This is a genomic window from uncultured Acinetobacter sp., assembly GCF_947624825.1.
Taxonomy (GTDB): domain Bacteria; phylum Pseudomonadota; class Gammaproteobacteria; order Pseudomonadales; family Moraxellaceae; genus Acinetobacter.
In genome coordinates, this window is the sequence record NZ_CANQLZ010000031.1 from 15,175 (window position 1) to 34,285 (window position 19,111).

A 19,111-nucleotide genomic window follows, 5' to 3' on the forward strand; every position below is an offset into this window, starting at 1 on the left:
ATAAGGCCCCATAGTTGGGGCTTTATTGCATAAGGAACTGTCGATGTCCAATCTGCCTATTCCACGTCGTGCCGCTCGTGTGCAATCCAATAGCTTTGACTATAGTTTAGATTTTAAAAAAATTAATTTTCGCCTACGACCTGAGTTGTATCGTATTGGACGCGGTGAACAAGGCGTGTTATTAGTCGAACCCTATAAATCGGAGATTTTGCCACATTGGCGCTTTGCCGATGTAGAAAAAGCCACACAAAGCAGTGAAAAAATTTATCAACTTTTTTTAGATTATTTTGCGCAACACGACTTTGTCGGCGCAGACATGGCGCGCAAATTTTTGCAAATGGGATATACCCGTGCACGGCGTTATGCCAATCATCAAGGCGGTAAAAAATACAAAGGTCCAGTACCTGAGGACAAAAAAGGCTTAAGTGGCGCACATGGGCGTGAAGAATTACCACGCAGTCCAGAAGATCCAATTAAAGCCCAAGCTGCTGCTATTTTTAAACAAAAATGGGATCAAGCTAAACAACATCCCGACTACCTCAGCCAAAAACAGCAGTTCTTAGATGGACTTAAAAATACTGCACAAAACTAAAACTGAGTTTGTCCCAATCTTGATTGTCTTGGATTTGATGTTCATAACCCACACGAATGGCTTGATGCTGCTGCCAACTGTATTGTAACTCGCCTTTGGTTTTCAACTGCCACTGATCTACATCGTCCCAAAAAGGCAATTCCATTTGTACCACACTATTGATCTGATCCGACCATCGGCTTTGACAGCCCATAGTTGGACCAATACCGGTACGCCAACCTAAATCTAAAGCTTTACCGGCTTGAAATTGATTTTGTAACTGTCCATAGCATAAATGCTGTTGTTGACCCAATAAAGCACTGTAACCTAGCTGGGTTTTAAGGTTGATGACCCCATGTTGTTGCTGTTCACTAAAATGCCCTTTGGCATCAAGTGCTTCTTGCTGCCATTGCAAATTAAAGCCCCAACTAATGTCACTTTTAAAGGCGGTGATCGGAGCGTAAGTATTGACGCTTAATATATTGAGCTCACTGAGCTTGAGCCGATCACCACGATACTGCAACGTGCCATCTAATACTTGCAATTGCGTACCCAAGCGAAATCCGGCCTGTGGGTCAATTAAATCGTGATAAGCCTGACGATGTGAAATTTCCACCACCTCATCACCTTGCACCTGAGCCCACGTGAGCTTTAGGTTTTTGGCGGCATGACTTTGACTTGGGTCAGTTTTAGGTGGGGTTGGCTCACTACGCTGTTGCACAAGATCAAGTTGGCTTCTGAGTACTAAAAGATGGCGTAATTTAGGTTGCGCTTGTTCAGCTTGTACTTGACGACCCGTGAGTTGTAAATACAAGGCGTCATAGGCCATCTCAAGCACTTTAGCTTGCTCATCTGCTGGTAAAGGCTGTAAAATTTGTTCAAATTTTTCTTTAGGTTGCCCAATTAAAGTCTGTGCCGTTACAGCTAGAGCTTGCCCATGTTGCTTGGCTTGACTATTCAGCTGAGTTTCTAAAGCCGGACGGTAATGGGTGTCTTTAACTAAACCTTTTGCCTGAATTTCTTTTAAGGTTTCAATCGGCATGGCGACGTGTTTAAAAGCGTTTTGTAATTTTAATTCAGGGCGTACTAAATCAATTAAACCCAATAGACGATAAGCACAATTGTCTGAGATAAAATAATAAGGAAAACTTACCTGTTGCATTTCCCACAGATGTTGCACGATAAATTGCACTTCTTCAGGGCGCAAATCTAACTCGTATTCCCATAAATCGCGACTTTCAAAATCGCCATATTCTTTTACCTTACGATAATAAGGCAAAATGGAATATTCACCCGGATACTGACCTGTCAGACCCTTCCATGCAAATGCCAAATCATGACCTGAGGTGACGGTTGCGGCATAATTAACTGCATAAGAGGTTAGATTTAACTCGTGCTGCTGATCAGGATCAATACGCAATAAGGTATGTCCAAACATTGAGCTTGGATTGCCCATAAAATCTGTGGCATAAATCAAAGTGGCTCGATGCGGTTGAATCTCCTGCCACCATTTTTCAAATTTTGGACAGCTGACCTCGGGCAATTGCTTAACGTCAATGTTTAAGCTGCGTATAAGCCATTGACTACGCGCAGGAAAGCGACAACGTACTGACTCATCCGCTTGGGCTTTTGTAAACAAGGCTTGAACATGAGCATTTAATTCATCTTGAGAGTGATGTTGACCTTGAGGGGTTAAAAAGAAATGTTTTGCTGCAACGTCACTTTGACCCTCTACCCGATAGGTTAACTGCAGCCAAGTTGGATGTTGATGTAAATTGAGTTGTTGGGCACGCTCAAGATAAGCCGTTTGCGCCCATGTGGTCACAGGAAAGAATAAACTAACAGCTAAAAGGCAAGAAAAACGTGGCACAGCGATGGATGCTCTTTTTATTATGAATTGAAACAGCCCTGCCCGTAGGCAGAGCCGATAGCATGGCTTAAACGTAGGCTTTTAATACGTCATCTTTAGCCATCACGTGTTGTAATGATGCAAGTACTTCAAGCGTGTTGCCTGAAGCATAAATATCTTTAAAGTTAGCTTTAGACACTGCAAAGAAACGCGCTTTATCTTGTGATTTAATCTCTAGCAATTCAGCCAAAACATTTAAGTTTTCACCTTGACCTACTGCCATATCACGCGCCAAATTTTCAGCATTTTCGTTGGTAAAGGTCACCACTTTGGCAGTAACAGTCCCTGTACCATTACAGCCTAATGTACCAAATGTAATACCAAATAACTGATTGAGGAAAAGACCATTGGTGGTCGCTGCCAAGATTTTTGGTGCTTTACCTGATTGCCCTGCCCACACTTGTGAACCAATACCACAGCCTGCATCGCTGTCTGCAAATGCCGCAGCAGAACCAAGTGCCAATACACAACCTAAAGCGATTTTTTTAAACATAGGACGATCTCCAAATTATTGTGATGTTGTTTTAATTATGTTGTATAAAGTGATTTCATACACATCTAAAATAACGAGATCATCTTAAAAACACAAAACATTTTTGATATTTTTTAAAATAAAAAAGCGGGCAATCCCGCTTAATGTAAATGCCAATCGCCATTGTCACGGCGTTGACCCAAAATTTTAAGCACCAACACCAAACTCAATAGCAATAATAAATACCACGAACCCAGTTTACCCCACCCGACCATATGCCATGCGTCAATTTGACTCGGATACAACCAAATTTGATAAAAAGTACTAATGTTCTCTGCAATCCAAATTAAAAAAGCCAACAGCCACAATATCGGTAACATGGGTATTGTCAGCTGATGATGGGTTAAGCGAAAACAAATTTTAGTCGACCAAAACATCCATGTGCTCCATGCAAAGAGCGCATAGCGAATATCAGGCACAAAAAATTTACTCATAAAATTGACATAAGACAGTACTGCCAACAGCAACATATGATTAAATTTGGGTAAGGCACTAAAAGTTACACTATATAAACGCAAAGAGCGCGCAAAAAAACTTCCTACTGCCGAATACATAAAGCCGGCAAAGAGCGGCACCGTCATGATTTTAAAAATAGCCGGCTGCGGATAATGCCATGAAGCAATCGCAGGATGGGTCAAAAATATCTCCATTACCATCGCCATGAGGTGAAATAGCGCAATCACCTTGGCTTCTGCCCACGATTCCAGCTTTAAATACAACAAGCAAATTTGTATCAAAAAGGCATACAGCAGCAAATAATCATAACGAAATAAACCTAAAAACAGATCGCTTCCCATGGGTGCAGTCACCGCAAAGGCAATCAGCAATAAAATACCAAATAAGGCAGCCGAAGCTGCCTTATATGAAAATTCTATGCTGGATTTCACAATATTCAGCACAATCAAACCTTATAAATATTTAGCACTGTATTCATGCACAGTATCAATAAACGCTTTAGGATGCTCAGGATTGACCCATTGGGTAATACCATGCCCTAAGTTGGCAATATAACCTGTTTTTTCACCACCTGCATAAGCATCATCAAGCATGGCTTTGGTGGCTTGTGCAATCGCACTTGGGCTGGCATACAAAGTTGATGGATCTAAATTACCTTGCAGTGCAGCACGACCTGCAACCGTTTGACGTGCCACTTGTAAATTGGTGGTCCAATCTAAACCAAAAGCGTCTGCACCTGTAGCAATCATTGGCTCTAGCCACTGTCCACCACCTTTGGTGAATAAAATCACCGGAATACGACGCCCATCTTTTTCACGTTGTAAGCCTGAGACAATTTTCTGCATATAGTTTAAAGAAAACTCTAAGTATTCACGATGTGCCAACGCCCCACCCCAACTGTCAAAAATTTGCACTGCTTGCGCACCTGCATCAATTTGAGCATTGAGGTAATCGGTAACCGCTACAGCTAAACGATCAAGCAGTGCATGTAAAACTTCTGGCTGTGAATACAACATGTGTTTGGTAAAGCGAAAATCTTTACTTGAACCACCTTCAACCATATAGGTCGCTAAAGTCCAAGGACTGCCTGAAAAGCCAATCAAAGGCACTTGACCGCCTAAAGCTGAGCGAATGGTCGACACCGCATTCATCACATAATCTAAATCAGATTTGGCATTAAAGCTCGGTAAGTTCGCCACGTCTTGCTCGGTACGTACGGTTTTACGGAACTTGGGTCCTTCACCTGCTTCAAAATACAGACCTAAACCGAGTGCATCGGGTACGGTTAAAATATCAGAGAATAAAATCGCTGCATCTAAATCATAACGACGCAAAGGCTGTAAGGTCACTTCACAAGCAAAATCATTATTTTTGCAAAGAGACAGGAAATCGCCAGCTGTCGCACGTGTTTCACGATACTCAGGCAGATAACGACCAGCTTGGCGCATCATCCATACAGGGGTGGTATCTACAGGCTCACGCAATAAGGCACGTAGAAAACGATCATTCTTTAAGGTCGTCATTACTTTCCTATTTTCATTTATAGTCTGATCTGCATCATAGCAAAAACCCTTTAGATTGAATAACCTCTTATGCTTTAAAAAAGCGATTAGCCCGAGTGGAAAAAATTATGCAGACACAAAACAACTACTGCAAAAATAGCGCTTTTCTGTAATACTTGTACCGTTATTATGAAAGTAAATAAATAATTTTAAGGTTGAATTACATGTTCGTTCGCACAGTGCTCGCAATGAGCTTAAGTTGTATGTTTGCTGGTACGGCCTTTGCCGCAGCAACTGCTGAACAACCCTTAGAGCCGCAAGTGGTGTCAATGGCTGAGCAACCTCAAGTGACTGCTGTCGCTGATCCGATTGATCCGCTTGCCATAAGTGCATCATCTGCTGCTATTAGTCCTCAAGAACAACAAGATTTAAATCAAGCCACCAAAACGCTTGATGATTTGCAACGTGCTGAAAACACCACTGCCGATGTAGGTGTTGCAGCTTCACAAGCGCTCACACCATCTGAAACAACAAGCACTGCCACAGAGCCAACCCCTCCGGCTCAAGTCGTCAAAGCCTCTTGGACGCTTGATGGCTTAAACAATGCCACATGGTATGACAATATTGGCAAGGGTCAATTTCCAGTTTATGCCCGTGCACATGTGATGCTCAGTAACTCATATGCATCGCCGGGTGCCATTGATGGTACAAGCGGTAAAAATACCCTTAAAGCGCTTTCAACTTTTCAACAAATCAATGGGTTAAAACCTACAGGTGAGCTGACTCAAGAAACATGGGATGCCTTAGTGGCTAAACAAGGTTCGCGTCCTGCTTTTGTTGAATACACCATTACCCAAGCCGACAGCAAAGTGCCGATGGTGAAATCAATTCCGCGTGACTATGCTTTACAAGCGAAAATGCCAGGTCTGCATTACACCAGCATGAGCGAAATGTTGGCAGAGAAATTTCATATGGATGAGGGCTTTTTAAAACAGCTTAATCCTAAAACCAGCTTTAAAGTTGGTGACAAAATTTTGGTGGCCAATGTTAGCAACAAGCTACCAGAAGATATTCATTTAATTGTGGCGCACAAAGGTGCTAAACAGCTGTATTTATTTAACAGCCGTAATCAAATGATTGGCTCTTTCCCTGCCAGTATTGGTAGCACCAGTACCCCATCACCTAAGGGTACTTATAAAATTACTGGTGTGGCACGTAACCCGTATTACAGCTATTCACCATCAAACTTTATTCAAGGCAACAACTTAAAACCATTGTCTTTACCACCAGGTCCAAATGGCCCAGTGGGTAACATTTGGATTGGTTTAAGTAAAAAGTCCTTTGGTATTCACGGTACACCAAGCCCATCTATGATCTCCAAATCATACTCACACGGTTGTATTCGTTTGACCAACTGGGATGCTAATAACTTAGGCAGTAAAGTAAAATCTGGCGTAACAGTTAGATTCTTAGAATAATGCTCAAAAAGCTCGCGAAAGCGGGCTTTTTAATGCCCTCATTGTTTCAATTATAGAACAAAGTGTCACTTACAATACATTTATCTTTATTTTAACACTTTATATACTGGCTACCAATGAAACAAAAATATGAGGCAGCGCACATGAATGCTTATTTACATCGTAGTGAAGACCGTGGTCATGTCAATCTTGGTTGGCTCAACAGTAAACACAGTTTTTCTTTTGGCAGTTGGTATAACCCTAAATACATGGGAGTAAGTACTTTACGCGTGATTAACGATGACCATATTGCCGGTCAGCAAGGTTTTGGTACCCACCCACATGACAATATGGAAATTTTAACCTGCGTGTTAAAAGGTACCATCTCACATCAAGACAGTATGGGCAATAAAGGTGACATTAAAGCGGGTGAATGGCAATTGATGAGCGCTGGTAGCGGTATTCAACACAGCGAGATGAATCAATACGATGAACAAGTGCATTTGTTACAAATTTGGATTCATAGTGATGAGCCTGATGCTACCCCAACCTATCAGCAAATTAGCTGCGATGTACAACAAGCACCCAATCAGTGGCATGTGATTGCAGGTCCAAATGATAATGCCCAGATGCATCTAAGACAACAAGCTGAAGTAAAATCTGCTTTTTTACAACAAGATCATCGCTTAAATGTGCAAAGCGTACATGGTTTAAACTATGTACATGTGATTAACGGTGCAGTTGAAATTGGTGAACATTTGGTAAAAGCCGGTGATGCTTTATTGTTCCGTGATGTGGCCGAAATTAAAGCACTCAATGATGCACAGATGATTTGGTTTGATTTAACCGACAATGCTTAAAAAAAAGCCCGCAGTTGCGGGCTTTTTTAGATGCTGATTATTGTGGTTTTTGACCGTATTGATCTGCCATAACTTCAATAAGTTGCTCAGGCTTAATATAAGTTTTAATGACTCGATGTAAATCTCGGGTGCTGAGTTTTGCAAATGCTTGATCACGCGCAGCACGACTTTGCATCGTCTCGTTATACTCTAGCTGATGAGTGAGCATACGATGAATATTACGTTCATCTTCTAAATTGGTCACACGGCGCTTTAAAAGCACAGCTTTGGCTTCTTCTAACTCTTGCTCGGTCACGCCTTTGTCAATCAAGCGTTGCAGCACTTGCTGTACTGCTTGCGACACCTGATGAGATTTTCCGGCTGAATAATTGGCTGAAATACTCAAAGCACCCGATTTCACGTCACGATGGGTATTTAAACGACTACTAAAACCATAGACCAAACCATTTTTCTCACGTAGCTCTTTGGCCAAACGCGACGACAGCTGTGAACCACCTAAAATATGATTAAGGACACTCAACGCAGGTGCATCTTGGTCTTCACTGCTGACCGGCAATGTCAGTAGTGCCGTATAACTGCCAAACTCACGCGGTTCTGCAAACACATGATGTTGTCGTGCTGAATAAGCTTTATAGGTCGGTAAAATGCGCTTAAATTGAGTTGTTCCGGGCCAATCCCCTAACTCTTTTTGTAAAAGATTAAGCATGAATGGCGCCTCAAACTCGCCAGTGACTGCCACTTGTGCATGCTTTAAATTAAAAAACTCTTGGTAAAATGCTTGAATATCTGCATTGCTTGCACGTTCTAGCTCGGCTTTACTTAATTCAGGATCAAAACGATAACGCACATCACCGGGTTGATACTGCTCTAAAATTTCTGCCAATTTAAAGCCCATCACTGTGTCAGGTTCGGTATAAGGACGATCTAATGCGGCTAAGGTTTGATTACGAATCAACTCAAATTCTTTGTCTTCAAATTTAGGCTGTTTTAAGTTATCTAAGATAAATTTAAAGTACTCTGCAAAATGCTCTTTTTTGGCAGACACTTGAATACTAAAGCTGTTAGTACCACTTGAAACTTGCGCATTACCACTGACCCGAATTGACTCATCAATCAGTTGTTGACGCTCGTATTGCGCTGAGCCACGCAGGACCAAATATGCCGTTAAACCGACCAACTCACGTCGCTTAAACAAACTCTCGGCACTACCAAAATCAATTGAAATGCTGGCATAGGTTTTGTCATCTCGGGTGGTGGTTGGAAATAACGCGTATTTCACCCCATTGTCTAAAGTGCCACGTTGAATTTTTTGCTCAACTTGATGCAGTTTATTTTTAGCACTTTTCACATAGCTTTTAACTTCAGTTTGGTAGGTCTTTACCTCTTTAAAAGCAGGTGCTGCCACAGGTTGCTGATCCAAGGTTTTATTTGGCGCCACTGTAGCGACAGTAGCTGCTTTTTTATCTTGTTCAGGGGTAGGTTCAACTGTGGCGCTAATACGATATTGCGGACTTAAAAATTGCTGTAAAGTTTGATTAATGTGTGCTGCACTTAACCGTTGTAAACGTTCATGGTCGCTAAAATAGGCTTGCCATTGCCCCTCACGATTGACCACATAATGCGTTAAAACGCTCATCATACTGGCTGAACTTTTCAGCGCACTTTCCATGCCATTTTTTTGCATGTTTTGAATGCGTGTAACTTCGGCAGGGCTAAAGTTGGGCTTAGAGGTTTCCACTTGTTCAATTAAAGCATCACCAATGGCTTTAGCATCATGTTGTGGTGAATACACTGCTGCCATAACTGCAATATTGCGCTCTTGATCGGATGCATCCAGCGCCATCACGCCTGTGGCAACGCCTGACTCCACCAAAGGCGCATACAGCTTACCTGTCGGCTCTAAACTATATAAATAAGGCGCAAAACTCATTGCATCGGTCAAAGCCGAATTTTTAGGCTGCATATAAAAGTTAAGCTTTAGATAATCACTGCCTTTGGCCACATGAAATTGGCGTTGCTTTAATTGATTAATATCAAATTCAATTTTGGCTGCTGCTTGAGGTAAATCACGCTGCGCAATCGCACTAAATTCACGATCAATTTGTTTTAACACTGAAGCTTTATCAAATTTACCAGTCATCACCAATACAGCATTATTGGGTGCATACCATTTTTGATAATAATCTTGTAAATCTTGAAGTTTGATTGATTCAAGCTCTTGCAGATCACCAATCGGTAAACGACCTAAATGTTGATTGCCATACGCAGCTTTAACCATTTGATCCATCAGTACCGACATCGGTTGATCTAAACGTATTTCGCGCTCACGTTTCACAATGTCAATTTCACCAGCAATTAAGTCAGCTTTTAAATCTAGCGCATGCATACGCTGTGCTTCTAAATGCAAAATTTCGGCAATGGCTTTTTGTTCTGCGCGTACCACATTGCTATATTGGGTAGAATAATAACTGGTGCTAGCATTATTGGATAAGGTGTATTGACTTAAACGGCGTTGAAACTCGTCACCAGGTATTGCTTGAGTGCCTTTATTAAAAGCCAGATGTTCTAGCAAATGTGCTAGACCACCTTTGCCCTGTGGGTCATTTAAAGAGCCTGTTAAATAAATGGTATTAATATAAGCACGGCTTTCTTTGGGATTATTGGCAAGAATAATGCGCATGCCATTTTTAAGTTGATATTCTTCGATGTTATGCGCCGAATGCAGCAAGATGGGCGTTGCCCCAACCGTCATACTGCCTGCCATCAACCATAAACAAAGCGACAGTTTTTGAACACGCATTAACATAATAAAGACCTAATAATTATAAACATGAATTGTGATACTTTAATTGAATAAAAAGTAATGATAATTATTCACAATTACAAAGCCTTGTCTATGTCCTTGCCAAAATTAAAGCATAAAAAAACCCCTGATATTCATCAGGGGTTTTTTGAATTTGGCGGAAGCGGTGAGATTCGAACTCACGGAGGGGTATAAGCCCTCGTCGGTTTTCAAGACCGGTGCATTAAACCGCTCTGCCACGCTTCCATGGCGGCTATCATATAAAGATTTATAACACTTGGCAAATAGTTTTTTATGCTTTTGCTGAAAAATAAAGCAAACAGTCACATAAAAGTAAGTATTTGATTTTTTGGGCTGTTTTAAATATTAGAGGCATAAAAAAACCCCTGATATTCATCAGGGGTTTTTGAATTTGGCGGAAGCGGTGAGATTCGAACTCACGGAGGGGTATAAGCCCTCGTCGGTTTTCAAGACCGGTGCATTAAACCGCTCTGCCACGCTTCCATGGCGGCTATCATATAAAGATTTATAACACTTGGCAAATAGTTTTCAGTGTTTTTTAAATTGTTTGCACAAAATAGCTGCAATTTTTATAAAAAACTTTAGTTTTCAGGTCTTTCATAGTTAATTTTATTGATATACCAATTTTTTTTACCCAATGGTGTCACCACACTCACCTCATCATCTACAGATTTGCCGAGTAAAGCACGTGCCATAGGCGAATCAATTGAAATATGTTGCGGATGATGGTCATAAATTTCATCCACCCCAACAATACGCAAGCATTTTGTTTCAGCTACATCATTTTCAATCTCAACCCACGCACCAAAATAGACTCGACCCAGTTGCTGCTCAGAAAAATCAATAATTTTGAGTTCTTCTAAACGCTTACCCAAATAGCGCACACGGCGATCAATCTTACGTAAAATTTGCTTATTATATTGGTAATCAGCATTTTCACTGCGGTCGCCAAGGCTTGCTGCCCAATTCACTTTTTGAGTAATTTCGGGGCGTTCGGTGTGCCATAAACGCTGTAACTCAGCGACCAATTTATCATGTCCGCTACGGGTAATCAGGTTGGATTTCATATCAATTGCGCAGTTAAATTTGCCTAAATTTAAAACATTTTTAAATCGCTTATAACAAAAAACGCTTAATTGTCAAAATATATTTTTTTATTTATATAAAAATCAATATGTTAAAAATATTTTGTTATTTATTTTTTGCACAAAATTTGACAAGCTAAATTTTCGCCTTTATTATGCCGCCATGTTTAGTTATTGTATGTTTTTTAATCATTGTAGTTTTTCTAGCTCTTTTTCCACTTTGTCCATGTCATTTTGAATGACGTTCATGAATGCCCACCCCGAATTGAATTTATCACTCTTGAACAAGTAAAAGCATGGCTTTGACTTGACGGGCATAAATTACTTGTAGCGGAGACAACATGCACAGTAGTTCAACTTCAGGCGCGAGGCTTAGCCTTAAATCTGTTACTTCTTCTCTTCCAATTAAAGTCCTAGCGCTTGTAACAGCAATTATTCCATTTAATAGCATCAACGCGAGTAAAGCCAATCAATATGATCAAGTGATCGCTCAAAAAAAGCTGACCGTGGTCAGTGTGGGCAATCCGACCACCGTGTTTGAAGACGGTCGTCACTTACATGGCTTTGGCTATGACTTAGTGCGTAATTATGCCAATAGCTTGAATGTTAAGCTTGATTTTAAAGTGGTCAATGACAATGCCACTGCGCTTAAATGGGTGGCGCAAGGTAAAGCAAATTTTGCCATGACCACAGCCACACTGCCTAGCATTGAACAAAAAAAGCTGACCGCTTTTTCGGCCAGTTGTGGTGATTTAAGTAGCCTCAAAACCAATGGTCTAAATACTGACTTAAATTGGGTATTTAAACATGCCGATGACCCTTTGTCTGAAACAGCCAATGGTTTTGTGTGTCGTGCCAAACAAAGCGGCTCTGTGCGTCAGTTGGCGTCTTTTTATAATCGAAATGTGGTGAAGCCTGAAACATGGCAAATCATTCAGCGTGATTTAAGAAATCGCATGCCGATTTATAAAACCAATTTTAAGCAAACTGCAAAACAGTATGATTTAGATTGGCATTTATTAGCAGCCATTGGCTATCAAGAATCGTATTTAAAACCGAACTCTGTATCACCTACAGGTGTGCGCGGTTTAATGATGCTGACCAATAATACCGCAAGAGCGATGGGTGTGAGTAACCGTACTGATCCTAAGCAAAGCATCCAAGGCGGTGCAAAGTATTATGATCAGATGTTATCGCGTTATTCTCATATTCCTTTTCCTGATCGTAATTGGTATGCCTTAGTGGCCTATAATATGGGTCCGGGTGCACTCAGTGGCATTCAGAAAAAAATTAAAGCACAAGGTAAAGATCCTAACAATTGGGTTCACCTATATGCCTATCTTGATCGCAATAAAGCCAGCAATGGTCGTTACCGTCAAGCAGTACAATACGTGACACGTATTCGTGCGTATTTAGAGCATATTAAAACTACACCACAATTGGTGAGTATTTAAATAAAAAAAGCTTAACCTTTTAGGTTAAGCTTTTTTTATGGCACAAACATTTTTATTCGGTTGCTGCCAAAATATTTTTAAACAATGTTTTTTGTTCAGCGCTTGCTTTAGCGGTTTGCAGTGACATTAATTGAGACATGTCACCTTGGACTTTAATCTTGCCCGTCATAAACGCTTGCATTGCGGCACTCATGTCATATTCTAAAAATACTTTACGTAATGTTTCAGCGTCCATGGTTAAGGTGGTTTTAGCGTGTTCAGCAAGACCTTTTTGTAATTTACCACTAGCAAGGGCAAGCTCAATTTGATGTGCCGCATCAGTGACAATTAAATTAATCGCGAGCGCATTTAATGCTGGGGGTAAATTTAAATCACCGGCTTGTGCAGTTAACGCTTCTACTTTTGTAAACCAATCATCCGTTAAAAACGCTGGCATGTTTTATCCTCAATTTTACTGTTATTACTAAAGTTATCATGCCTTTTATAGCATGTAATCTAAGTTTTGACCCATGCTTTTAACATAAAAAAATAGGTGCCTACAAGACACCTATTGATTCGCTACATAGCTTTATTCAGCGGCAAAGCCTAAATTCACCATGTTAATGCGTTTACTCGCACCTTCACTTTCATCAACAGTACACGAACCCTTAAAGTCAAATTCGCGTTGGCTGTCTAAGACTTCAAAGTCAAATAGTTCACGGTCAACCAGTTGTGATGGCGATACATTTTGTAGGGCACCAAAAATGCTGTGCAAGCGTTTTGGATGCTCTTTATCCCATTGACGTAACATGTCATTGAGCATGGCACGTTGTAGGTTGTCTTGTGAACCACATAAGTTACAAGGAATAATCGGGAACTGGCGCATTTCTGCGTATTTAATAATGTCTTTTTCTTCCACATAAGCCAATGGACGAATCAAGATATTCTTTTTATCTGAAGACAATAGTTTTGGTGGCATGGCTTTTAAGCTGCCGCCATGGAAAAGATTTAAGAAGAAAGTTGCTAAAATATCATCACGATGATGACCCAACGCCACTTTGGTTGCACCAATTTCTTGTGCAAAACCGTATAAAGAGCCACGGCGTAAACGTGAGCACACTGCGCAATAGGTTTTACCCTCTGGCGTCAATTTTTTGGTAATGCTATAGGTGTCTTTTTCTAAGATATAGTACGGAATGTTATTTTCTTCTAAATAACGTGGCAATACATCTTCTGGAAAACCCGGTTGCTTTTGGTCAAGGTTGACTGCAATGACATCAAAGTTAATTGGTGCAATACGCTTAAACTGCAACAAAATATCAAGCAAGGTATAACTGTCTTTACCACCTGAAATACACACCATGACTTTGTCGCCATCTTCGATCATTTTAAAATCACGAATTGCATGACCGACTTGGCGGCGTAATTTTTTCAAAAGACGATAGTAGGCAGAGCTGGTTGGGAGTTCTGGCTTAAAATTAAAGCCTTGGTTGGACTCAACTGGCGAGAACATAGACGAGATTAACCCATAAATACAAATAACGCGGAATTTTAGCCGATTCACACCAAAAGCGCAGCAAAAGAATGTAAATTCTGTCCAAATGTCAGCCCTGTCATCCTTTTGACTTTAAACAGTTGATAAAATAGTAATAAGTCAAAATAGAATACTTTTGAGTACAAGGTCTACATCAATATAGTTTTCCACAAAAGCTGTGGATAACTTTGTGGATTCTCTATGACTTGACAAGGTCTCGTGCCCACGGGCAAAGGGTTTTATTTAAATTGATCATTTTTTGATCAATTTAATATTCTTTTTTAATCAACAACTTAAATAAGTCAAGTTACGGGAAATAAAAAAAAATCTTTTTTTTTGATTTTTTTTGTCCATTTTTTAATTGCTGTTTTTAAGGCATGTTAATAATTAAACAATGCATCACTTTCTTAATCATTTTTTTTTGGTAAACTAAAGATCACTGTTTGGGGACAGATTTTAAATTACTACAATGAAAATCGACTTCACCATTTGGGCGATGTGTACCGCTGTGGGTACATTGTGTTTAAGTACTTTAAGTTTTGCAGGGGAAACGCTTTATCAACTTAAAGATCATAATGGCACAACCTTACTGACCAATAAGCACAGTAAATATAGCGATCTTAAGGTCGAGAAAAAGACCTATTATCCAGAAAGTAATATTCATCAATATCGTAACTATGGCGCGAACGAAGCCGCTGTGGCACCTAGTCAAAGTCGTAACAAAAATGCCTTTGATGGTATTATTCATCAAGCAGCACAAACTTATGGTGTGTCTGCCGGCTTAATTAAAGCGGTGATGCATACCGAATCGGGTTTTGATGTGAATGCTCGCTCACGGGTTGGTGCGCAAGGTCTCATGCAACTGATGCCTGCGACTGCCGAGCGTTTTAATGTGTCCAATGCCTATGACCCCCAGCAAAATATTATGGCGGGTGCTAAATATTTAGCTTGGTTACTCAAACGTTTTAAGGGCAATACCTCTTTGGCTTTAGCCGGCTATAATGCAGGTGAAGGTAATGTAAAAAAATACGGAGGTATTCCTCCTTTTCGCGAAACCCAAGATTATGTACGCCGCGTACACAGTCGTTACCAAAATCTCTACGCCGGTGGCATTGGCTCTAACCACAATGCAACTTTAGCAGCGACCAGTAACAACACTATTCCAGCCGGTGCAACTTTAATTGCGCAATCCAATTCTAGCGCTACAGTGACCACACCAAGCTATAACCGTGAAGTGATTCGCTTAGCCGATGGTAGCTACACTGACCGTCCAGTACGTGGTTCATACAGCACAGGGCATGCCACTGCATCAGCCTCAATTACCATCGCGGATTAATCCGAGTTTTTTACTGAAGTTTGGTTATTTTTTCTTGAATTTTAATGCCATTCACCGCATATTGAGTAAGATTTCGATTAGTAAATCAGATGATATTTTTACGATAAGAGGATTTTCTCAATGATGCGGATTGGTTTGTTCTTGCTAACCAACCTCGCGGTACTGGTTGTAGCTGGCATTATTTTGTCACTCTTCGGTGTCGGTAGTTACCATGGCGCGGGTGGCTTGAATCTGGGCAACCTATTGGTCGTCTGTTTTGTCTTTGGTATGGTCGGTTCGATCATTTCGTTGCTCATGTCAAAATGGATGGCGAAGAAAACTACAGGTACAGAACTGATTGACCCTAATGCGCCTCGTAATCAAGCAGAAGCTTGGTTATTACAAGAGGTTGCTCAACTGTCTCAGCGTGCAGGTATTAGCATGCCCGAGGTCGGTATTTTTCCATCTTACCAATCCAATGCTTTTGCCACGGGTTGGAACAAAAATGATGCTTTAGTTGCCGTATCGACCGGCTTACTTGAGCGCATGAATAAAGACGAATTACGTGCTGTATTGGCCCATGAAATTGGTCATGTGGCAAACGGTGATATGGTGACCCTTGCGCTTGTGCAAGGTGTGGTCAATGCCTTCGTTATGTTCTTTGCACGTGTGGTAGGTGATTTTATTGACCGCAATATCTTTGGGCGTGAAGAAGGTGAAGCACCAGGTTTAGCTTACTTTGGTATTACCATTGTTTTAGATATTGTGTTTGGTATCTTAGCTTCTGCCATCGTGATGTGGTTTTCACGCTACCGTGAATACCGTGCCGATGAAGCAGGTGCGCGTTTAGCCGGTAAACAAGCCATGATCTCTGCATTATTGCGTTTACAAGCTGAAACTGAAATGCCAGATCAAATGCCAAAAGAAATGAAAGCGTTTTCAATCTCGGCAGGTCAAGAGCAAGGCTTTAGCTTAGCTGCATTGTTCCAAACTCACCCAACAATTGAACAACGTGTTGCTGCATTACAACAACTCGATTGCCCATAATTAAGCCCCCAATGCCGTAACCATAAAAGCCTCCTATCTAGGGGGCTTTTTTATGAGTGATCAATAGCCAATAAATAACGCATCGACATGTTGGGCTGTGGTCCAATCAGTATGTGGCGTTTCATCAAACATACTATAGCTATAGTAATCTTGTGAACGTTTTAACTCACATTTTGCTGCATAGGCATAGCCTTGAAAATTTAACTCAGTTTGATTGTCACAACTTTTTATCGCTTGATGATGAATAGCTCGATCTTTTATCCATCCTTGACGAATACTCGCTTGAGTCTCGGTTTGAATATGGCGCTGCATTTTTAAGTCTGCGGCTTGCTTAAACTGCTGCCCTGCTTGCACTATACATTGATTAAAACCCACTGAATTATAATGATCTGGATCATCTAAGCACTGAATCAAATTCTGGCGAATCTGTTTTTTCTTGAGCGTATAATCATTGGCGATCGCACTGGTACATGTCACAGTGGCAATCAACATTAATCCCAATGCTTTCATATTCTCTTCCATCCTATTTGAGCTGTGTAGCGATCATCATAAAATATTTTTGATCAAGCAAGATTGTCTCTACGACTAAATTACTGCCACACGCCCCATAACCAAAGCACGCCAAAGTACAGCGCTATTGCAAATATTGCTAAAAATACAATACCCAATAGATCAGGAATATGCACCCACAACCAAGCCACCACAGGATTGCGCCAAAAGCGTGAATTTTGCTGCTTTTTTTCTAATTCTTCATGTAAAAATGGATGCACAATATGGTGGTCGCTTTGAATGCCATATTCGTCTTGAATATGCTGATGCACCACTGCAAGTGCCTTTTTACTCGGTCGAATAAACACATCAAAAATTGTGCCGGCAACGGGAATAAAGCCAACCACCGCATCCATCAGTGCCAATTTAATCACCGGATTGAGTTTTTGTTGTGGCACACCCAATTGTCGCGCTTTATATATGGCATAACATGTGAGTGCAAAACCGGCTAGATCGCCTGCAATCGGTACCGTGCTCAAAGCAGCATCGGCACCTACACCTTGTTTGGTAAATGGAATACGCACCACCGAATCCATCATATTGGCAAATTTTGCTAAATCACGTTCCAAGCGAATCACCTCTTGGCGTGACATTTTGGAGTGCAGTGGAGATTTTGACATGCTTACCTTCAATTAAAATAAAAGCCGTGACGCAATAAATAAATACACCACGACACCTGTTGCGTCGCAAATCGAGGTGACCAGTGGTCCAGAGGCACTTGCCGGATCAAGCTTGAGTCGATTTAAAATAAACGGCAAACTCATGCCAATTAATGCACCTAACAGCACAATCCCCAACATACTCAAAGCCAATACCACTGCCACCATGATATCACCCCGAATATAACCTAAAATTGACACCGCCACAGCCATGGTGGTGCCCAAGCACAGCGCCACCAAGGTTTCACGCCCCAGCAAGCCCAACCAATCTTTTAATTCTACATCGCCTGTGGCTAAAGCACGTACCATCAGGGTTGCCGATTGTGAACCTGCATTCCCCCCACTGCCCACCAACAAGGGTAGAAAAAACACCAATACAATATGTGTGGCAATAATGTCTTCAAAGTGGGCAATGCCCATCCCAGACAAGAGACTACCAAACACCAAGATCACCAACCAAAAGACGCGCTTTTTATACAAGCTAAAGATAGAAGCCTGTTTTAGACTCAAACTGCCTTGGGTTTGTACTGCGCTACTTTTTAAAAAATCTTCATCGGTTTCAGCGCGAATCACGTCCATGGCATCATCATAAGTGACAATACCCACGAGGCGCTGTTGAGTATCAATAATCGGCAATGCCAAAAAATCATAATGTGCCAACACGCTTGCAACATGCTCTTGATCATCATCCACATAAGCGGTGATTAATTCACGCTGCATCACTTGAGCGACCCTGCACTGTGGGTCAGCTTGGATGATTTGCCGCAACGAGATCACGCCAATTAAACGTTGTGCATCGTCTACCACATACACCAAATATAAGGTTTCCCGATCCGATGCAAGGTGTCTTAAAGTTTCAATGGCATCTGCCAAGCTGCTTTGCGGATCCAGCGTGACAAAATCTGAGCTCATAATGGCACCAGCTGAATTTTGTGCATACGCCGCTAGTTGACACAATTGTTGTGTAATTGTCTCAGGCAATGCTTGCAGCAATTGTTGTTGAACTTTGGGCACAAGGCATTGATAAAAATCGGTACGATCATCAGAATGCATCTGCGTCATCAGCGCTGCAATGTGTTCTATGCTCAAATGCTGCGCCAATTGTAACTGCGTAGCATGTGATAAATGCTCAAACAATCGACCTGCTTGAGCAATATGTGTCAACATTTGTACTTGTTCATGTATGTGTAAAGCATTGGCGCTGTCCGCAATACGTTGCATCGGTTGTTGCGCAATAAATTGTTCAAGCGCTTGCCAATCCTTGCCGCTGATATAGTCACGTAATGTATTTAGGTGCATCATTATTAGACCTCTTGCGAAAGTAAAAAATTGTTTATACTAGTCCCATGAAATATGAAAATTTAACTAGATTTAATGA

Annotated in this window: 17 protein-coding genes and 2 tRNA genes; 6 read left to right on the forward strand and 13 right to left on the reverse strand. The window is 41.1% G+C overall.

The genetic code is table 11. The annotated features are described in order from the left end of the window. The first annotated feature begins 43 nt into the window (after positions 1 to 43). Positions 44 to 592 (forward strand): DUF4385 domain-containing protein, encoded by a 549-nt coding sequence (locus tag Q0017_RS08585; protein ID WP_298145398.1) that lies wholly within the window; start codon positions 44 to 46, stop codon positions 590 to 592. Here the strand turns inward: Q0017_RS08585 and Q0017_RS08590 are convergent. From Q0017_RS08590 to hemE, 4 genes are all read right to left on the reverse strand, one after another. Further along, positions 570 to 2,441, reverse strand: a complete 1,872-nt coding sequence (locus Q0017_RS08590; RefSeq protein WP_298145401.1) for a DUF4105 domain-containing protein — start codon at positions 2,439 to 2,441, stop codon at positions 570 to 572. The two genes, Q0017_RS08585 and Q0017_RS08590, sit on opposite strands and share 23 nt — an antisense overlap. A 67-nt stretch (positions 2,442 to 2,508) precedes the next feature. After that, on the reverse strand, positions 2,509 to 2,973 hold the full coding sequence (locus Q0017_RS08595) for a DUF3015 family protein (protein WP_298145404.1): 465 nt from the start codon (positions 2,971 to 2,973) through the stop codon (positions 2,509 to 2,511). A 140-nt stretch (positions 2,974 to 3,113) separates the two neighbouring features. After that, positions 3,114 to 3,911 (reverse strand): DUF817 family protein, encoded by a 798-nt coding sequence (locus Q0017_RS08600; protein ID WP_298145407.1) that lies wholly within the window; start codon positions 3,909 to 3,911, stop codon positions 3,114 to 3,116. Between the two features lie 9 nt (positions 3,912 to 3,920). Then, positions 3,921 to 4,991 carry a uroporphyrinogen decarboxylase gene (gene hemE, locus Q0017_RS08605; protein WP_298145410.1) on the reverse strand — a complete coding sequence of 357 codons (1,071 nt, stop codon included), beginning with the start codon at positions 4,989 to 4,991 and terminating at the stop codon, positions 3,921 to 3,923. A 203-nt stretch (positions 4,992 to 5,194) separates the two neighbouring features. On the opposite strand from hemE, the gene Q0017_RS08610 reads away from it, so the two are divergent. After that, positions 5,195 to 6,448 (forward strand): L,D-transpeptidase family protein, encoded by a 1,254-nt coding sequence (locus Q0017_RS08610; RefSeq protein ID WP_298145412.1) that lies wholly within the window; start codon positions 5,195 to 5,197, stop codon positions 6,446 to 6,448. A 143-nt stretch (positions 6,449 to 6,591) separates the two neighbouring features. Further along, complete coding sequence (locus Q0017_RS08615) at positions 6,592 to 7,287, forward strand: pirin-like bicupin family protein (RefSeq protein ID WP_298145415.1); 696 nt, start codon at positions 6,592 to 6,594, stop codon at positions 7,285 to 7,287. 37 nt (positions 7,288 to 7,324) lie between these two features. Here the strand turns inward: Q0017_RS08615 and Q0017_RS08620 are convergent, their stop codons facing one another. The 4 genes from Q0017_RS08620 to greB form a co-directional block, all read right to left on the reverse strand. Further along, positions 7,325 to 10,093 carry a pitrilysin family protein gene (locus Q0017_RS08620; RefSeq protein ID WP_298145418.1) on the reverse strand — a complete coding sequence of 923 codons (2,769 nt, stop codon included), beginning with the start codon at positions 10,091 to 10,093 and terminating at the stop codon, positions 7,325 to 7,327. A 152-nt stretch (positions 10,094 to 10,245) separates the two neighbouring features. Beyond that, positions 10,246 to 10,336 (reverse strand) — tRNA-Ser (locus tag Q0017_RS08625). A 167-nt stretch (positions 10,337 to 10,503) separates the two neighbouring features. Further along, positions 10,504 to 10,594 (reverse strand) — tRNA-Ser (locus Q0017_RS08630). 98 nt (positions 10,595 to 10,692) lie between these two features. Continuing rightward, entirely contained in the window at positions 10,693 to 11,178 is a 486-nt protein-coding gene (gene greB, locus Q0017_RS08635; RefSeq protein ID WP_298145422.1) for a transcription elongation factor GreB, read from the reverse strand. Positions 11,179 to 11,537: 359 nt separating this feature from the next. Between greB and Q0017_RS08640 the strand changes: the two genes are divergently transcribed. Then, positions 11,538 to 12,650, forward strand: coding sequence for a transglycosylase SLT domain-containing protein (locus Q0017_RS08640; protein ID WP_298145425.1), 1,113 nt, complete (start codon positions 11,538 to 11,540; stop codon positions 12,648 to 12,650). A 52-nt stretch (positions 12,651 to 12,702) separates the two neighbouring features. On the opposite strand, the gene Q0017_RS08645 is transcribed toward Q0017_RS08640, so the two are convergent. Then, positions 12,703 to 13,086, reverse strand: a complete 384-nt coding sequence (locus Q0017_RS08645) for an SCP2 sterol-binding domain-containing protein (protein ID WP_298145428.1) — start codon at positions 13,084 to 13,086, stop codon at positions 12,703 to 12,705. A 132-nt stretch (positions 13,087 to 13,218) separates the two neighbouring features. Then, positions 13,219 to 14,142: a tRNA 2-thiocytidine(32) synthetase TtcA gene (ttcA, locus tag Q0017_RS08650; RefSeq protein ID WP_298145431.1), complete on the reverse strand. Its 924-nt coding sequence runs from the start codon at positions 14,140 to 14,142 to the stop codon at positions 13,219 to 13,221. Between the two features lie 517 nt (positions 14,143 to 14,659). Here ttcA and Q0017_RS08655 point away from each other — a divergent pair. Both Q0017_RS08655 and htpX read left to right on the forward strand, forming a co-directional pair. Then, a complete protein-coding gene (locus tag Q0017_RS08655; protein WP_298145442.1) occupies positions 14,660 to 15,499 on the forward strand; it encodes a lytic transglycosylase domain-containing protein in 840 nt (279 codons plus the stop codon). 120 nt (positions 15,500 to 15,619) lie between these two features. Beyond that, the gene (gene htpX, locus Q0017_RS08660; RefSeq protein ID WP_298145433.1) at positions 15,620 to 16,525 is read left to right on the forward strand and encodes a protease HtpX; all 906 of its coding nucleotides are present in this window, start codon (positions 15,620 to 15,622) and stop codon (positions 16,523 to 16,525) included. A 60-nt stretch (positions 16,526 to 16,585) separates the two neighbouring features. On the opposite strand, the gene Q0017_RS08665 is transcribed toward htpX, so the two are convergent. The 3 genes from Q0017_RS08665 to mgtE all read right to left on the reverse strand — a co-directional run bounded on the left by Q0017_RS08665 (position 16,586) and on the right by mgtE (position 19,035). After that, positions 16,586 to 17,035, reverse strand: a complete 450-nt coding sequence (locus tag Q0017_RS08665; protein WP_298145436.1) for a hypothetical protein — start codon at positions 17,033 to 17,035, stop codon at positions 16,586 to 16,588. A gap of 80 nt (positions 17,036 to 17,115) precedes the next feature. Continuing rightward, positions 17,116 to 17,694, reverse strand: coding sequence for a DUF4112 domain-containing protein (locus tag Q0017_RS08670; RefSeq protein WP_298145437.1), 579 nt, complete (start codon positions 17,692 to 17,694; stop codon positions 17,116 to 17,118). Positions 17,695 to 17,706: 12 nt separating this feature from the next. Beyond that, a complete protein-coding gene (gene mgtE / locus Q0017_RS08675; protein ID WP_298145439.1) occupies positions 17,707 to 19,035 on the reverse strand; it encodes a magnesium transporter in 1,329 nt (442 codons plus the stop codon). Positions 19,036 to 19,111 lie beyond the last annotated feature (76 nt).

Excerpts from the sequence above, each read along its gene's own strand:
- hemE (WP_298145410.1), bottom strand. The coding sequence starts at position 4,991 with ATGACGACCTTAAAGAATGATCGTTTTCTACGTGCCTTATTGCGTGAG.
- Q0017_RS08615 (WP_298145415.1), top strand. The coding sequence starts at position 6,592 with ATGAATGCTTATTTACATCGTAGTGAAGACCGTGGTCATGTCAATCTT.
- ttcA (WP_298145431.1), bottom strand. The coding sequence starts at position 14,142 with ATGTTCTCGCCAGTTGAGTCCAACCAAGGCTTTAATTTTAAGCCAGAA.
- Q0017_RS08620 (WP_298145418.1), bottom strand. The coding sequence starts at position 10,093 with ATGTTAATGCGTGTTCAAAAACTGTCGCTTTGTTTATGGTTGATGGCA.
- Q0017_RS08645 (WP_298145428.1), bottom strand. The coding sequence starts at position 13,086 with ATGCCAGCGTTTTTAACGGATGATTGGTTTACAAAAGTAGAAGCGTTA.
- mgtE (WP_298145439.1), bottom strand. The coding sequence starts at position 19,035 with ATGATGCACCTAAATACATTACGTGACTATATCAGCGGCAAGGATTGG.
- Q0017_RS08655 (WP_298145442.1), top strand. The coding sequence starts at position 14,660 with ATGTGTACCGCTGTGGGTACATTGTGTTTAAGTACTTTAAGTTTTGCA.
- greB (WP_298145422.1), bottom strand. The coding sequence starts at position 11,178 with ATGAAATCCAACCTGATTACCCGTAGCGGACATGATAAATTGGTCGCT.
- Q0017_RS08670 (WP_298145437.1), bottom strand. The coding sequence starts at position 17,694 with ATGTCAAAATCTCCACTGCACTCCAAAATGTCACGCCAAGAGGTGATT.
- Q0017_RS08640 (WP_298145425.1), top strand. The coding sequence starts at position 11,538 with ATGCACAGTAGTTCAACTTCAGGCGCGAGGCTTAGCCTTAAATCTGTT.
- Q0017_RS08595 (WP_298145404.1), bottom strand. The coding sequence starts at position 2,973 with ATGTTTAAAAAAATCGCTTTAGGTTGTGTATTGGCACTTGGTTCTGCT.
- Q0017_RS08585 (WP_298145398.1), top strand. The coding sequence starts at position 44 with ATGTCCAATCTGCCTATTCCACGTCGTGCCGCTCGTGTGCAATCCAAT.
- Q0017_RS08665 (WP_298145436.1), bottom strand. The coding sequence starts at position 17,035 with ATGAAAGCATTGGGATTAATGTTGATTGCCACTGTGACATGTACCAGT.
- htpX (WP_298145433.1), top strand. The coding sequence starts at position 15,620 with ATGATGCGGATTGGTTTGTTCTTGCTAACCAACCTCGCGGTACTGGTT.
- Q0017_RS08610 (WP_298145412.1), top strand. The coding sequence starts at position 5,195 with ATGTTCGTTCGCACAGTGCTCGCAATGAGCTTAAGTTGTATGTTTGCT.